General features: G+C 60.0%; 11 protein-coding genes and 1 pseudogene. 7 read left to right on the forward strand and 5 right to left on the reverse strand.

Annotation, left to right across the window (positions count from 1 at the left end; translation table 11 throughout):
• Positions 1 to 48: 48 nt before the first annotated feature.
• From E1748_RS06565 to E1748_RS06575, 3 genes are all read left to right on the forward strand, one after another.
• Positions 49 to 3,492, forward strand: a complete 3,444-nt coding sequence (locus E1748_RS06565; protein ID WP_133646304.1) for a molybdopterin-dependent oxidoreductase — start codon at positions 49 to 51, stop codon at positions 3,490 to 3,492.
• A 126-nt stretch (positions 3,493 to 3,618) separates the two neighbouring features.
• On the forward strand, positions 3,619 to 5,067 hold the full coding sequence (locus tag E1748_RS06570) for a short-chain fatty acid transporter (RefSeq protein WP_205965201.1): 1,449 nt from the start codon (positions 3,619 to 3,621) through the stop codon (positions 5,065 to 5,067).
• Between the two features lie 84 nt (positions 5,068 to 5,151).
• On the forward strand, positions 5,152 to 6,045 hold the full coding sequence (locus E1748_RS06575; protein ID WP_133646305.1) for a LysR substrate-binding domain-containing protein: 894 nt from the start codon (positions 5,152 to 5,154) through the stop codon (positions 6,043 to 6,045).
• 79 nt (positions 6,046 to 6,124) lie between these two features.
• Here E1748_RS06575 and E1748_RS06580 read toward each other — a convergent pair whose 3' ends face one another.
• Entirely contained in the window at positions 6,125 to 6,967 is an 843-nt protein-coding gene (locus tag E1748_RS06580; RefSeq protein ID WP_166653511.1) for a M24 family metallopeptidase, read from the reverse strand.
• 559 nt (positions 6,968 to 7,526) lie between these two features.
• The gene (locus E1748_RS06585; protein WP_133646307.1) at positions 7,527 to 8,141 is read right to left on the reverse strand and encodes an NIPSNAP family protein; all 615 of its coding nucleotides are present in this window, start codon (positions 8,139 to 8,141) and stop codon (positions 7,527 to 7,529) included.
• A 98-nt stretch (positions 8,142 to 8,239) separates the two neighbouring features.
• On the opposite strand from E1748_RS06585, the pseudogene E1748_RS06590 reads away from it, so the two are divergent.
• Positions 8,240 to 8,512 (forward strand): annotated as a pseudogene (locus E1748_RS06590) (LysR family transcriptional regulator); the annotation flags it as partial.
• A 467-nt stretch (positions 8,513 to 8,979) separates the two neighbouring features.
• On the opposite strand, the gene E1748_RS06595 reads toward E1748_RS06590, so the two are convergent.
• Positions 8,980 to 9,555: a TetR/AcrR family transcriptional regulator gene (locus E1748_RS06595; RefSeq protein ID WP_133646309.1), complete on the reverse strand. Its 576-nt coding sequence runs from the start codon at positions 9,553 to 9,555 to the stop codon at positions 8,980 to 8,982.
• A gap of 168 nt (positions 9,556 to 9,723) precedes the next feature.
• Between E1748_RS06595 and E1748_RS06600 the strand changes: the two genes are divergently transcribed.
• Entirely contained in the window at positions 9,724 to 10,404 is a 681-nt protein-coding gene (locus E1748_RS06600) for a glutathione S-transferase (protein ID WP_133647271.1), read from the forward strand.
• 90 nt (positions 10,405 to 10,494) lie between these two features.
• On the forward strand, positions 10,495 to 11,964 hold the full coding sequence (locus E1748_RS06605; RefSeq protein WP_133646310.1) for an aldehyde dehydrogenase family protein: 1,470 nt from the start codon (positions 10,495 to 10,497) through the stop codon (positions 11,962 to 11,964).
• A gap of 146 nt (positions 11,965 to 12,110) precedes the next feature.
• Here E1748_RS06605 and E1748_RS06610 read toward each other — a convergent pair whose 3' ends face one another.
• Together E1748_RS06610 and E1748_RS06615 are read right to left on the reverse strand one after the other, a co-directional pair.
• Positions 12,111 to 12,632 carry a DUF2867 domain-containing protein gene (locus E1748_RS06610; RefSeq protein WP_133646311.1) on the reverse strand — a complete coding sequence of 174 codons (522 nt, stop codon included), beginning with the start codon at positions 12,630 to 12,632 and terminating at the stop codon, positions 12,111 to 12,113.
• 247 nt (positions 12,633 to 12,879) lie between these two features.
• Positions 12,880 to 13,509 carry a TetR/AcrR family transcriptional regulator gene (locus tag E1748_RS06615; RefSeq protein ID WP_133646312.1) on the reverse strand — a complete coding sequence of 210 codons (630 nt, stop codon included), beginning with the start codon at positions 13,507 to 13,509 and terminating at the stop codon, positions 12,880 to 12,882.
• Positions 13,510 to 13,763: 254 nt separating this feature from the next.
• Here E1748_RS06615 and E1748_RS06620 point away from each other — a divergent pair, with 254 nt between their 5' ends.
• A complete protein-coding gene (locus tag E1748_RS06620; RefSeq protein WP_133647272.1) occupies positions 13,764 to 14,894 on the forward strand; it encodes an alpha/beta fold hydrolase in 1,131 nt (376 codons plus the stop codon).
• Positions 14,895 to 15,586 lie beyond the last annotated feature (692 nt).

Here is a 15,586-nt window from a genome sequence, read left to right on the forward strand (position 1 = left end):
GGGGGCCTGTATAGCATCGATGCATCGACTCACACGAGATGCACGGACATGGCTCAGGAGGTTAAACCGGGATTCTGCACACTGTGCAGATCGCGCTGCGGCACACTGAATCGCGTCGAGCGCGACAGGCTGATCGCGGTCGAACCCGATCACTCGCATCCGAACGGCGCCGCGATGTGCCGCAAGGGCAAGGCCGCACCGGAACTTGTCCATCATCCCGACCGGCTGATGACGCCGCTGCGCCGCACGGCGCCTAAAGACGCCAGCGATCCGTGCTGGGAACCCATCTCGTGGGACGACGCGCTCACCGAAATCGCGACACGCCTCGACGCGATCCGGCGCGAAAGCGGCGCACACGCGGTGGCCTTCGGCGTCACCACGCCGAGCGGAACGCCGCTCTCCGACAGCATCGACTGGATCGAGCGCTTCATCCGTGTGTTCGGCAGCCCGAACACGGTCTACGCGACCGAGATCTGCAACTGGCACAAGGACTTCGCGCATGCATTCACATTCGGCTGCGGCATGCCCAATGCCGACTACGCCGACGCGGACCTCATCATGCTGTGGGGCCACAATCCGACGAGTACATGGCTGAGTCAGGCACACGCGATTAGCCATGGCCGCGCGCGAGGCGCACGCCTGCTGGTCGTCGATCCGCGCAAGACGCCACTGGCCGGCGAGGCCGATGCGTGGCTGCCGGTACGCCCCGGCACCGACGCGGCGCTTGCGCTCGGGTTGATCCGCCGTGTGATCGAAAGCAATCGCTTCGACGAGACGTTCGTACGACGCTGGACCAATGCGCCGCTGCTCGTGCGCGACGACAACGGCCTGTTTTTGCGCGCGGGCGATCTGGCTGCATCGACTGATTCGATGGCAGATGCATTCGTGGCTTGGGACGACGTGTCCGGCGGTGCCGTCGTCTACGACACGACCTGCGCGCTCGACAGCGATGCGGCGAACCGCGTCGCGCTTCGCGGTGCCTTCGAAGTGACCGGACGCGACGGCGAGCGTATCGCGTGCCGGCCGGCGTTCGATCATCTGATTGCGGCAGTCGCGCCCTACGATGCCGCGACCGTATCGAACCTGTGCGGCGTGTCGCCCGAGCAACTGGAAACAGCGGCTGCGCTTTTCACCGGCGCGCAGCGTGTCGCGTATCACGCGTGGTCCGGCGTTGCGCAACACGCCAACGCCACGCAGATCGAGCGCGCGATCGCGGTGCTCTACGCGCTCACGGGGAGTTTTGACCGGCGCGGCGGCAATCGCGTGATGACGCGCCAGCCGGTTAACGCCGTCGGCTCGCACGACTTGCTGAGCCCCGAGCAACAGGCACTGGCGCTGGGACTCGCGGAGCGTCCGCTGGGTCCGCCCGCACGAGGCTGGGTTACCGCGCGCGATACCTACCGCGCGATTCTCGACGGCGAGCCGTATCGCGTGCGCGCGATGGTCTGCTTCGGCACCAACGTCCTCGCGTCGCAGGCCGACTACGAGAGGGGCAAGGCGGCGCTCGAAGCGCTCGAATTCCACGTGCACTGCGATCTGTTCGAAACGCCGTCGGCGCACTACGCCGACATCCTGTTGCCGGTGAACACGCCATGGGAGCGCGAAGGTTTGCGCGCGGGCTTCGAGATCAGCGACGAGGCCGATGCACTGATCCAGTTACGGCAGCGGATGGTGTCGCCGCGCGGCGAGTCGCGCAGCGACAACGACATCGTGTTCGATCTCGCGTCACGGCTCGGCATGCGCGACGCGTTCTTCGGCGGTAGTCTCGAAGCCGGCTGGAATTATCAGCTCGCGCCGACCGGACTCGACGTGGCGACACTGCGCGCGCATCCGGAAGGGATCGCCCATCCGCAGCCGCAGTACGAACGCAAGTACGCGAGATCTGCTGCGGGCGGTGTCAAAGGCTTCGCGACCGACACGCGACGCGTCGAACTCTATTCGGAGCGTCTGTTGCGCCACGGCTATCCGCCGTTGCCCGTACACGTGGCGCCGCGCGTCGCGCCGGCCGACGACGCGCACCGCTATCCGTACGTGCTCGGCTCGACCAAGAACGGCTACTACTGCCACAGCCAGCATCGCGGACTCGCGAGCCTGCGTGCACGCGCGCCAGAACCGGTCGTGCATCTCAGCCCGCGTCTTGCCGCCGCAAAACAGATCGCCGAGCACGACTGGGTACGCATTACCACGGCAGCGGGCGCCGCACGGTTTCGTGCGTCGTTCGACGCCGGGTTGGGCGACGACGTGCTGCTCGCCGAATACGGCTGGTGGCAGGCCTGCGACGGCGTCGGACGCGACGGCTATGCGGTCGCAGGTGCCGCGTCGAGCAATTTCAACGCACTGGCGCTTGCAGACGACATCGACCCGGTAAGCGGCGCGTCGCCGCTGCGCTCGCTTCGCTGCGACATTGCACGCGATGCAGCAAGCGATGCGACACGACGTCCATGGAATGGCATGGCGCGGTTCCGTATTGGTTCGCTCGCCGACGCGGCCGACGGCGTGCGCGCGATCGGATTCGAACCGCTCGATGCCGTCGGGCTGCCCGACTATCTGCCGGGCCAGCATGTGACGGTGCGCGTGTCGATACCTGGACACGCGCAGCCGGCGACGCGCGCCTATTCGCTGACAGGGCCTGCACAGGAAGAAAGCCGCCGTGGCTACCGGATCGCTGTGCGCCATCAGCAGGGGCGTACATCCGCTGGCGACGCGTTCGAAGGCGTCGTATCGAGCTGGTTGAACACCGGCGCCCGTGTGGGTGACGAAATCGAACTGGGTGCGCCATCGGGGCGCTTCGTGATACCGGTACGCAGTCGCCGTCCGGTGGTCTGCTTCGCAGGCGGAATCGGCATCACGCCGTTTCTCTGTTACCTCGAATCGCTCGTCGGCGGAAACGCTGCGCCGGAAGTGTGGCTGCACCACGCGAACCGGCATGGCGGCACGCATGCGTTCCGCGATCGGCTGGCCACGCTCGCCGCTACGCTGCCCAACGTGCACATCGTCGACTACTACGACGCGCCGCGCGAGAGGGACGTACACGGTCGCGATTACGACCTGCGCGAACGCCTCACGTCGACCGTGGTGAGCGACGATCTGATCGCGCGGCGCGCGCTCTTTTATCTGTGCGGGCCGGGACCCATGATGACATCCGTCATGTCGGGACTCGCCGCGCGGGGCGTGCCCGCGTTCGACATGTTCAGCGAAGCCTTCCGCTCGCCGGCGAGTCCTCAGACGGACCCGAACGCGGCGTGGCCGGTGACGTTCGCGCGCTCGCAACGTGAAGCAGTGTGGACGCCGTCGCACGGCAGCCTGCTGTCGTTTGCGGAGTCGCTGGGACTGGCGTTGCCGAGCGGCTGCCGGGTCGGTCAGTGCGAGAGCTGCGCCGTGCGCGTGCTCGCGGGCGAGGTCGATCACCTGAGCGACGTCGCGCTGGACGAACCCGGCGTGTGTCTCGCCTGCCAGGCCGTACCGCGCGAAGCACTCGTGCTCGACGCATGAGCACGCTTACTTCTTCCTTTTCATTCAAAGAGTCGACCCCATGCTGGCGCACGGCCGGCGACGACAGATAGCAGCAGGCACGGGCACACCAACGCGAATCGATACACACACAGAGGAGGAGACAACATGAAACGGGAATCTTCAACGATGGACATCGCTTCGGCTCCGCCGGACAGCGGCATGCTCGAACGCCTCGCGGCTGCGGTTACGCGCTGGTCCGAACGCTGGTTTCCAGACGCTTATCTATTCGCGGCGCTCGCCGTGATCGTCAGCGCGGCAGGCGCGCTGTCGACCGGCGTATCGGTCGCGAAAGTCGGCATTGCGTTCGGCGACGGCTTCTGGAGCCTGATTCCGTTCACGATGCAGATGGCCGTCGTGGCGATCTCCGGCTACGTCGTCGCAGTCTCGCCGCCCGCTGCGCGGCTGATCGACAGACTTGCCACGTTGCCGCGCAGCGGGCGCAGCGCCGTGGCCTACGTCGCGCTGATCAGCATCGCCTGTTCGCTCTTCAACTGGGCGATCAGCCTCGTGTTCAGCAGTCTGCTCGTGCGCGCGATCGCGCGCCGCGCCGACATTCGCATGGACTATCGAGCGGGCGCAGCCGCCGCCTATCTCGGCATGGGCGCCACGTGGGCGCTCGGACTGAGTTCGTCGGCCGCGCAATTGCAGGGCAATCCGGCGAGCCTGCCCAAAGCGCTGGTCGACATCACCGGTGTGATCCCGTTCTCGGACACGATCTTCCTGCCGCAGTCGATGACGATTGTCGCGGTGCTGACGGTGGTGTCGGCCGTGCTCGCGTACTTTTCGGCACCGCGCGATGCACGCGCGGTGATAGCGGCAGATCTAGGCGTATCGCTCGACGATAAAGCGAAGGCGTACGAGCGCCCTCAACGTCCCGGCGACTGGCTCGAACACAGTCCAATCGTGACGGTGCTGATCGTCGCGCTCGGCATCATCTGGATCGGACACGAGTTCACCGGCAAAAACCCACTGCTGGCGATCTCCAATCTCAACACGTACAACTTCGTGTTCCTGATGCTCGGTATGTTGCTCAACTGGCGCCCGCGCCGCTTTCTCGACGCGATCGCGCGATCGGTGCCATCGGTGGCGGGGGTGCTGATCCAGTTTCCGCTCTACGGCGGCATTGCCTATATCCTCACCAAAGCACCAGGCACCGACGGCCAGACGCTGTCGCATCATCTGTCGAGTTTCTTCGTCGCGGTCTCGTCGCGGGACTCGTTCCCTGGCGTGATGGGGATCTACTCGGCCGTGCTCGGCTTCTTCGTGCCGTCCGGCGGCGGCAAGTGGATCATCGAGGCACCCTATGTGATGCAGGCGGCCAACGACCTGCATGTCCACCTCGGCTGGGCGGTGACGGTGTACAACGCGGCCGAAGCACTGCCCAACCTGATCAATCCGTTCTGGATGCTGCCGCTACTCGGCGTTCTCGGCCTGCGCGCCCGCGATGTGGTCGGCTACACGTTTACGCAGTTGATGGTGCATCTGCCGTTGGTGCTCCTGATGCTGTGGCTGCTGGCACGCACGCTCGACTATCACCCGCCGGTGCTTCCCTGACTTCTCGGGTACGCGATGTTTTGCCGGTGCCCTGTACGCTACCGCTATTGACCGAATCGATAGGGCCTAGCCCGTTAAATCCCCATGACCCAACGATTGCGCCTTAATTTCTCCGCGTTGCGTGCGCTTGAAGTCGCGACCCGTCGACGCAGCTTCACGCTGGCCGCGCAGGAACTGCATCTCACGCATAGCGCCATCAGCCACCAGATCCGGCAAATCGAGTCGTTTCTCGATACGTCGCTATTCGTTCGTATGCATTCCGAAATGATCCCGACAGCGACGTGTCTGCTGCTCGCCGAACGCATCCGGAACAATCTCAACGGCATCGAGATGGCGCTGCTCGAAGCAAGAGACGAAAGCAAACCCCGGCGCCAGGTGCTCGACGTCAGCGTGATGGCTGACTTCGCGAATATGTGGCTCATCCCGCAACTCGATGCGTTTTCGGAGCAGCATCCCGGCGTGGATCTCTCGATTTCGATTCAGAACGGTGTCGGCCCACCCGAGCGGCATGACGCCGATATCGGCATCTGGCATCGACGGATCGATAAACACGGATTTCAGTCGAAGAAGCTTGTCGAAGACTGGGTCATCGCCGTGTGCGCTCCTGCGTTCCTCGACCGGTATAAGCCCTTGACCGTCGCCCGTCTGCCCGAGATTCCGCTGCTGCGTTTCGCCAGCCGCTCCTGGCAAGAATTCTTTCATGCTGCCGGAGTCGACGCAGGAGATCCCCCGCACGGCCCGATGTTCAGCGACGCATCCTCGTTGCTCCAGGCCGCGCTTGCAGGCCAGGGCGTGGCCATGCTGCGACAGCGGCTCGTTCACTCCTGTCTGCGCAGCCAGACCCTCGTGCAGATCGGAGACACGCGGATTCCATCGCATCTCGACTATTACGTTTGCTGGCGGGAGAACAATCCCAAGAGCGACGCCATCCTCCAGTTCACGGAATGGCTGGCCAGGGTCGTCGATCAGGCGACGTAGATGGCCGCGATGTGAAGGATTCATTTTCCGGCGACCCGGTGCCGGCTCGTGGCCGGCACCAAGGTACTTGGTATAGGCATCAGCGACGCGAGCGGGAATCGTAGAACGTCACGTCCTCTCCTTCACGGAGATCGAGCACCTCACACCCGGTGTCTGTGACGGCAACCACGTGCTCCCAGTACACCGCGAGCGATTTGTCCGCAGTCTGCGCCGAGCGCGTGACGTTATTCAGGCGAATGCCTTCTCCACTGCCGGCGCAGATGAACGGCTCGACGGTGATGACCATGCCTTTCTCCAGCACCCGCCCCTCGTTCACCGGCGAGTCGTAGTACGGAATCAGCCATCCATCCGCATGAACCTGTCCGGTCGAATGACCTGTCCCGCTCGGCACCCGCAGCATCGAAAACCCGAACGACTCGACGTAAGCCTGCACCTGCCGCGCAATGTCCTGAAGCCTGGCACCGGGACGAACGAGCTGAATGCCGAGGCACATCGCCTGATACCCGACCGCCATCAACAGACGTGCCTCCGAGCTGGTTTCTTCGCCGACGATCCACATGCGCTGCGTATCGCCGCACCACCCTTCCTTCTTGATGCTGACGTCGACACCGAACAGATCGCCCTTTTTCAACGGCAGATCGTTCGGCTCGCCACTGAATGCGTTCTCGTTGTGCGCGATCGAAATACACGCGTACTCGCTGGAGTCGTAACCCGCCAGGTCTTCCCGGTCGATCTCGGCGTGGTACTTGTTCACGATCAGATCGTAGGCAATATCGTTGATCTGGCGTGACGTCACACCGGGCTGAATATGCGGCGTCAAATCCTGCAGGACCATTGCCGCGATGCGGCCGGCGACGCGAAGCATCGCGATCTGCTCAGGAGTCTTGATCGATATTTTGGTGTAGTCGACGTTGTTACTCATGTTTTCACCTTCCATTCCGCTTTTCGATATCTATCGCACCCTTCTGTTACGGCGTTATCCACCAGCGGTGTGCGATCCCAGACCGGCGGACATCAAGACGCGCCGGCTTGAATGCAGTATCGACGTCAGCCGGGAACGGCGTCCAACGATGGATATTCAACGTCGGTGTGAAAAAAATTCTCCGGTATTTCTGCTGATGCACGGTCTACCCACCGACCCCAACTCCCGATTCAGCCATTGATCCGGGAGAATAAAGTCCGTCTAAGGGGCAGACTGAAAGTCATTGACCATGAAGACGTCGCTCGACAATGATGCCCAAGTGCAAAGTCCGTCATAAAGCGATGAGACCGAGGCCCGGTGATGCTGCTGCGAAATAAAGTCAGTAACCGTCGACGGAACAGAGCACTCCGCTCCTGAGAAAACTTTGAGACAGATCGCCAGCGGCGGCCTGATCTCAGGCAATCTGATCCGGCAATCGTCTGACCTCGCAGTCAGATGCTCTCAGCGAATGTTTACTTGCGGCCCAATGATGCACCTGGAGTGCTGAGCCGATGAAAATTCAACGCAGAGGCGACCACACTTCCGGCAAGCAGATCGCCGACGTTGCCCTTTCTATCTGCTCCGGACCGCCTTTCGGTGGCCAAAGGCCCTCGGCATAATGCCGCTTTCTTAAAGCCATACGCTCTTCCAGACTCGAGAATCCCCAAATATGAGTAATGCGCGGCGGTCCATCTAGTGCATACATGTTGCCAATGAGATGCGACGTGTAGGCTTCGGCCGGACCCACGGCACATTCCCACGCGGCAATGGTCGGCACAATGCCTCCAGCTTTTAGCCAGTAGCGGCGAATCTCGTAGAAGTCGCCAAAAGTCGCCGGTTCGATGTCCCGTAAGAAGGGAAAAAGCGCGTAGCTTTCCATGGTTAATTGAACGGAAGCGCTTTCAATTCCAAAGGGTTGTTCGGCGGTTAATCCACGATTGCGCTCATGCTGTAATTCACTCAGCGTCTGGAAGCCGCGCATCACGACAATGCGCGACAATTCGCCAATTTCCGTACGCCATGCTCCGAGCAGCCTGCCTGCCGCATCGGTAGTTGATACCCAACTGTGCGCGCAACCGGAAACAACATCCTGTTTCAGAAGCGGACACGACAATGTCGCCAGTTCATATAGCATTTTGACTCTCCTTTTCGTTCACACATCCGCAATGTATTCCTAAAATTAAACAGGATAAATGCAATGCGTCGTCGAACAGAATCCACTAAAACTGAGCAATGGATGTCCTTAAGGCGATGACCGTCTTCGGACGTGTCGTGAAAACCGGCAGTCTGACGGCGGCAGCGGACGCACGCCGGCTGTTGCCGACCATGGTCGGCAACTATCTTCAGGCTTTGGAGAATCGCTTGGGCGTACGGCTCATTCACCGCACGACCCACAGACAGCAAGTACGCGCGTTTGGACGGGCTTATTACGAGCGATGCATCGAGATCCTCGGCTTGATCGACGATACGGAACAACTGGAGCTCGATCATCTCGCGAAGCCACGATACATGCGGTAATGTTATTAAAAATCACGGTTCAACACCACATCTTGCCGTTCGCAAATGGTTGTTGATCGTTCAAAGGTCGTGTCGTCTTGATTGCCCGATCTGCCGATTAAGGCGGCGTTCTACCTGAGGCAACATGCCGTACAGTTTGACAAGAGCCCATCTCATCCGCTCGGGATCGGTGAAGCCGACCGCTTGCACGATCACCTCGATCGGCCAGATCCTTCCCACAATCGTGCGCGGGCCGCTTGGGCGCGAAGATGTTTGCTGACGCTCGCTATACGACGCTTAGCGTCCGGAGCCGATCGCGTGACGCGAGGCAGCCGGTGGCCAGTTTTCCCTCGCTCGATGAGCCAAGCTGGGACGTCGTGGTGTTATCGACCTCATGCAACACATCAGCCAGGCAAGAATCGACTCCATAGCCCGAACCACGCGGATGAGAGCATTTCACACACTTCAGAAATTTGCTAGGCAGGAAGTAGGCCCGCTGCACGATAGCCGTTGATCAATGTGTCATAAAGAGAGACGTCCGAACGGCTTCTGGCAATGAGTTGCGCACCAGCGACGGCAGCGAAGATAGCGTGGGCTCGTTGATCACTTGCCTTGGCACCGACTACCTTTGCCGCTAAAAGAATCTTTTTCAGCCACGCAACATTCACGTCAGCGAAGGATCGGACCTCTTTCATCACTTCATCGGGAAGGTCATCGCTTTCGGCAGCCATGAAGCTGCACAAGCAGATGCGATTTGCGTTTTCCAGCGCCTTGCGAAACGTTTCGGGGTACCGGCGCAGGCAATCCAATGGATCTGGTGATTCCGCCAACAGGGCTTCGAGAACCGCCGCCGAGTCTTCCCAATAGCGTCGTGCGACCGCCGCCCCGAGGTCGGCCTTGTTCGTGAAGTGGTGATAGATGCTAGCGGGTCTGATCCCGACGTCTTCCGCGAGACTACGAAAATTCAACCCACTGTAGCCGTGGGCCTGAGCAATCTTCGTGGCCGCCGCCACAATTCGCTCTCTGGAGCCTGTGTTCGATTCGCTTCTCACATACGGTTCTCCGCATCGACTACTCAGTGTTGACAACCCGGATTGTAGCGCATATGTTAACCCTAACGAACGTTAGGTAGATTACTCATGTTCGTTACACCACAACCAGATAAGGAAAGACGTATGAGTATTGTCACAACGAGCGGCGATGACGATCGGTCGTCGACGATGACGATTTATGACTTCCCGCAGGGGCCATACCCGACACGTGTTCGCATTGCGTTGGCGGAAAAGAATCTCGAATCGCGAGCGCGGTTCGTGATGGTTGATCTGTATGCCGGCGAGCACAAGAAACCTGAGTTTATTGCGAGCAAGAACTACTCGGGGACGCTACCTGTGCTCGAACTCGGTGACGGAACCTGCATTGCCGAGTGCACTGCCATTACGGAGTACCTTGATGCACTCGATGGCGTGCCGACGCTGACTGGTAGAGCGCCGCCCGAAAAGGGCTTGATCCATATGATGAGCAAGCGTGCCGAACTGGAACTGCTCGACGCAATAAGCGTGTATTTCCATCACGGGACGCCGGGGCTAGGGCCGCAGGTCGAGCTGTATCAGAACCCCGAATGGGGATTCAAGCAGCGTGACAAAGCCCTGCGCGGGATGCATTACTTCGATGCGGTTCTTCGAAACCAACCGTATATTGCCGGAAACGAATTTTCAATGGCTGACATCACCGTAATCGGTGGGATGATCTTCGCTTCCATTGTGAAGCTGCCCTTACCGGTTGAGTGCACCGCGCTAATGGCCTGGTACGACAGAATGCTGGAGCGGCCCAGTGTCAGGAACCAGCCCGCGTTTTCCGCTCTGTTGGTTGATCAAGATAAATTTTCTTTCACTGACATTTAGTAATCCTTCAAATATTCTTAGAAATTGAAACTATGTGTTGCGGGGATCTCGGACACGGTATCTCTGCACCCACAATCTGGAGAATGACTCATGTCTGCATCACTTCAGGCAGTTCAATCGGCCGGCATGTTCCACGGCCCGTACTACCTCAGCATCGGTGGTGATCTTGTGAAGTCGCGAGACAGCATTGATGTGATCAACCCGGCTACGGGCGAAGTATTCGCCAAGGCTCCCGCAGCTTCAGCCGAGCAACTAGAGCGAGCAGTCGCGGCGGCAAAGCATGCGTTCAAAGCATGGTCGGCACTGGGCTACGACGGGCGCCAGGAGTATCTCAACGCCTACGCCGATGCACTTGAAGTACATCGGGATGAACTCTCATGCCTTCTCACTCTCGAACAGGGCAAGCCGCTGAAATCCATGGCGGAGCCGGAGGTCGATCAGTCCATCTCGTGGATTCGTCAGATCGCAGCCCGTCGGATTCCGATCGAGATCGTCGAGGAGACCGAGGAACACATTGTCGAGTTGCACCATACGCCGCTCGGCGTGATCGGCGCCATCACGCCGTGGAACTTTCCGGTGCTGCTTACACTATGGAAGGTGGCGCCTGCGCTGATTACTGGCAACACCATGGTGATCAAGCCTTCGCCCTTCACTCCGTTATCCGCACTGCGCTTTGGACAGATTGCGCAATCCGTCCTTCCGCCAGGCGTGCTGTCGGTTGTTTCGGGCGGCGATGAGCTTGGTCCTCTGCTGACCAACCATCCCGACATCGCCAAGATCAGTTTCACAGGTTCTACAGAGACGGGAAAGCACGTGTTGCGCGCTGCCGCTGGAACCGTCAAACGCGTGACGCTTGAGATGGGTGGTAACGACGCAGCGATTGTGCTTCCTGACGCAGACTACAGATCGATCATCCCGCAACTGTTTTGGGGGGCTATCGGTAACTCAGGCCAGTGGTGTGTGGGTATCAAGCGTCTCTACGTTCACCGGTCGTTCTATCCCGACTTCGTGGAGGCCTTTGTTGACTATGCCCGACAACAAAAGCTTGGTAACGGGCTCGATCCTGAGGTTACGATCGGGCCGGTGCAAAACAGGATGCAGTACGAAAAGGTGAAAGATTTTCTCGACGACATCAAGGCTGGCGGCCAGAAGATCGTTCTTGGTGGAAACGTCGACGAGAAAGGTCCTGGCTATTTTATTCCGGTTACGGTTGTCGACAACCCGCCGGAGAACGCGAAAATTGTACAGGAGGAGCAGTTCGGCCCGATCGTACCGATCATCGCCTACGACGATGTAGACGATGTAATCGATCGCGCCAATAACAGCCCGTTTGGCCTCGGCGGCTCGGTCTGGGGCCGCGATACCCAGGCCGCAGTAGCGGTAGCGAACCGCCTGGAAACGGGAATGGTCTGGGTGAACGAGATCCATACCCAGGGCGTCGACATTCCGTTTGGCGGACACAAGCAATCGGGCCTCGGTACGGAACATGGTGCTGAAGGTCGCCAACTCTTTACCAATCCGAAGACGGTGTTGATAAGGAAAACCGTCAGGCAGCTATGAGTGTCTGCGAGTGAAGAGAGCGAGCGCGTGGCTGATCAGGTGGAAATGGATAGCTATGCCTGGTCCTTCCCCGCCCTCAGGAAAGCGCGACTCTGAGCGTCTGGCTATCTACGCCCGCTGGAAGGAAGCGTTCATCGGAATCGCCGTTAGCGGCAGACCCATCCGAGCTTCTGTGCCCGGTCGAGCGAGGCTCGCACGACAAGGCGGTGGAAAGGAGCGATAAGGCTGATATAGGTCCGACCCAGCGGACGATTGTAGAAGACAAGCGTAGTGACGATCAGTCGCTGGGGCCCACGTTCAGATGCAGGCTGCACGAGGACCGACACGCGGAAATCAAGATGCGTGTCGTCCTCGCCAAGAATGATCTCGTCTTCATGCCGTTCGAACACGCGGAAAATATTCAGGCGGTCGTCCTTCGCAACTTTCAGATCGATTGTTCTTTTAAGACCGAATGGCAATACAGCAATATCGCGAACTCTCAGCAGCATCGCGATCCACCTGGGTTGCCCTGCAAAGATGTATCGCGCGAGAGCCTCTATGTCGTTGCAGACAGTCGCTGGCAAGTCCACTGAAAATGCATCGACAAAATCAGCGTTGCCGTACGACTGGCTCAGTCGTGAGGTCGCCGGCAGGCCGGTCCGTTCGGCCCTCTTCGAATTTGTCTGCATGCCCGTTTTCCATGCGTTTAAGTCGGCGGGCTGCCTTAGCGCGACCCAAGCGAACGTAGTCAAAAGAATTAGCGTGACATATTTCTGCTTAAGCCGACGCCAGATTGGTTGTGATAGTCCGGCAATGGACAATCCCAGGACACTCCTCCAGCGGCCCGCGGTCTGCGAGTGGGCATTCTCGAAAGACGCGGCGCTCCTCGCAGGATGATCGGCGCCAGTTTCGTCCGACCGGGAACATTGGACCGACTCACTCCTCCGGGGCGGCCCACCGTTGGGCACTAACATCTGCCAGCGCCTCAAATACAGCCGTCGTGCGTTCCAGGCGGGCGATCGTCCGCGCACCTTCGAGGGCTGCTACCAACGCGGCTGCGGTAGAGGACGCGCGTGCGGGAGCGAAACCGCACCCCCTAAAATGCTCCGCGATAATCTCGGTCGACTCGACAAATCCGCGCGCTACCCGTTTGGTCAACTCAGCGTCGAGCGCGGGCAGCTCATTCGCCAGATTTTGCATTAGACATCCATACTGGAAATCAGAGGCAACCATTTCGGCCGCGAATGTGCTGAAAATCCGATGAACGAAATTCAGCGCGTCACCCGCCGTATTTGCCGAAATGCCCCGCAATACAGCAATTCGATTCGAAACGTAATTATCGATTGCGTCTTCTGCGAGTTGTGCCTTGCCGCGTGGAAAGTGAAAGTAGAACGATCCTTTAGGCGCACCGCTTTCTTCAAGGATCTGGGTCAGTCCCGTCGCAGTGTAGCCCTGGATGCGAAACAGTCGTTCGGCTGTGGCAATCGCGCGGGCGCGGGCGTCGGTCTTACGTGGCATGCCGCGAACATAACACGTTTCGCTTGACGCTTCTATGGTGACCGCCATACTATGGCAATCACCATAGCATAGACTAGGCGATGCCCCCTTCTACAAAATCCTCAGCCCAAAAGGTTCGTTCCGCGATGCGCAGCCTACCTGGTTTCACGCCATCGGCGTCCCGACGAACCGTCCTTGCGATGGGCGCGGCCAGCCTCGTTGCGGCTTTACTTCGACCCGCCCGCGCAAACCCCATAAGAGGAACTGATTTGACTACATCAACATATGGCGACGGCACGCTTCCCAAGGGGGTCCGCTCGCGCATGATCCATGGGGTCAACGGCCTCGATGTCCATATTCTCGAAGCCGGTTACGAAAGCCCGGGCCGCCCGCTTGCACTGCTTCTGCACGGTTTTCCCGATCTGGCTTACGGCTGGCGACACCTGATCCCCATTCTGGCTGACGCCGGCTACCATGTCGTGGCGCCCGACCAGCGGGGTTTTGGCCGCACCACCGGTTGGGTGAACGACTATGACGCCCAGCTAGCGCCCTTCAGCCTTTTGAATATGACGCGCGACGCCCTCGGATTGGTTTTGGCGTTGGGGTATCGGCGTACGGCAATGCTCGTCGGGCATGACCTCGGCTCGCCAGTGGCGGCCTATTGCGCACTGGCCCGCCCTGACGTCTTTCCCTCTGTGGTGCTGATGAGCGCACCGTTCCCCGGTCCGCCGACGCTTCCGTTCGACATTGCGGAAAGCAAGGTATCGCCGGTTCAGCCGAACACGGGCAATCAAAAGTTAGCGGCCGCGCTGGCGGCGCTCGACCCGCCGAGAGAGCATTACCAGCAATACCTGAGCACACGGGAGGCGAACCACGACATGTGGCACCCTCCTCAGGGCTTACACGCGTTTCTCCGTGCATTTTTCTACGTCAAGAGCGCCGACTGGCCGGGAAACAAGCCGCATCCGTTGAAGGCACTAACCGCCGTAGAACTTGCACAGATGCCCACTTATTACGTCATGGATCTCGGCAAGACAATGCCCGAGACTGTCGCTCCATTCCAACCTTCCTCCGCTGAGGTTCTGGCCAGCAAATGGCTCACCGAGCCGGAACTTGAGGTGTACACGAAGGAGTATGGCCGCACGGGGTTTCAGGGCGCCCTGCAGGCTTATCGCGTCTTTTCCGATCCTGACCTGAACGCTGAGTTGCGTCTTTTTTCGGGCAAGACGATCGATGTTCCGTCGCTCTTCATTGGCGGGAAGAGCGATTGGGGCACCTATTCGGCGCCGGGTGCGATCGATCTTATGAGGACGAAGGCTGCGACCAGAATGGGAGGCATCGAGCTCATCGACGGCGCCGGTCATTGGATCCAGCAGGAGCAGCCCGCTCGGCTCAGCGAGCTCCTGCTCGCCTTCATTAAGGATACGGGTGCGGCGGATCACATCAACGGTTAAGTTGGGGAATGACTGTCGTCGCTCGTGAAAATACTGCCCGGCTTTCAGATCACGGTCCGGTCAGATCCGTCACTTTCAGTGACGCGCCTCGGTGTGTAGTCCCAGTCTGGCGTTAGCTTCCGGCTTCGCTGACTTTGATTCGGGGAGCGTGCCCCGCTCCCCGATGTTCAACCGCGTCTCGATGACGATGAGTTGGGCTAGATGCGCTTAAAGATCAAAAGACTTTCTACACCGGGCACCCACTTCGCTTCGGTCTCGAATACCGCAACGGGTCGACCTGCGATGATCCCGCAGGCGGGTCCACGGTAGTGTGCTGCGAAAGCGCGGCTGATCTGGTGCGCCCGCGTGAGCTCGTCACTCTGAGGGTAGATCCCGGTCGTCGCGATTGAGGCATCTCGCAGGTTGTCGCGCACCGTTGTCAGCTGCGCGCTACGCGTGAGTAGCGTGCATATGTCGCATCCGGCGAGAACTGGCTTCCGGCAACTTCTCAACGCCATCTTGTGTGTCTGCGATTGCCGATCTCCGGGCCTGCAGGTCTGTGACGTTCCTACTCGCGTTCGCCAAGGGATGTTCTGGCCCGCCGTCAGTTACGTTCAGAGCGAATGCATGAAGGACACCCATTCGACAGCCGCAAGGCTAAGCGACTGCTCAATATCGTGAGCGCGGCAATGGAGACATCGGACGTTTGACCA

This window comes from Paraburkholderia flava (genome assembly GCF_004359985.1).
In the GTDB taxonomy this organism is placed as follows: Bacteria; Pseudomonadota; Gammaproteobacteria; order Burkholderiales; family Burkholderiaceae; genus Paraburkholderia; species Paraburkholderia flava.

Coding starts and splice junctions, on each gene's coding strand:
- E1748_RS06565 (WP_133646304.1), top strand. CDS start 49: ATGGCTCAGGAGGTTAAACCGGGATTCTGCACACTGTGCAGATCGCGC.
- E1748_RS06570 (WP_205965201.1), top strand. CDS start 3,619: ATGAAACGGGAATCTTCAACGATGGACATCGCTTCGGCTCCGCCGGAC.
- E1748_RS06575 (WP_133646305.1), top strand. CDS start 5,152: ATGACCCAACGATTGCGCCTTAATTTCTCCGCGTTGCGTGCGCTTGAA.
- E1748_RS06580 (WP_166653511.1), bottom strand. CDS start 6,967: ATGAGTAACAACGTCGACTACACCAAAATATCGATCAAGACTCCTGAG.
- E1748_RS06585 (WP_133646307.1), bottom strand. CDS start 8,141: ATGCTATATGAACTGGCGACATTGTCGTGTCCGCTTCTGAAACAGGAT.
- E1748_RS06600 (WP_133647271.1), top strand. CDS start 9,724: ATGACGATTTATGACTTCCCGCAGGGGCCATACCCGACACGTGTTCGC.
- E1748_RS06605 (WP_133646310.1), top strand. CDS start 10,495: ATGTCTGCATCACTTCAGGCAGTTCAATCGGCCGGCATGTTCCACGGC.
- E1748_RS06610 (WP_133646311.1), bottom strand. CDS start 12,632: ATGCAGACAAATTCGAAGAGGGCCGAACGGACCGGCCTGCCGGCGACC.
- E1748_RS06615 (WP_133646312.1), bottom strand. CDS start 13,509: ATGGCGGTCACCATAGAAGCGTCAAGCGAAACGTGTTATGTTCGCGGC.
- E1748_RS06620 (WP_133647272.1), top strand. CDS start 13,764: ATGATCCATGGGGTCAACGGCCTCGATGTCCATATTCTCGAAGCCGGT.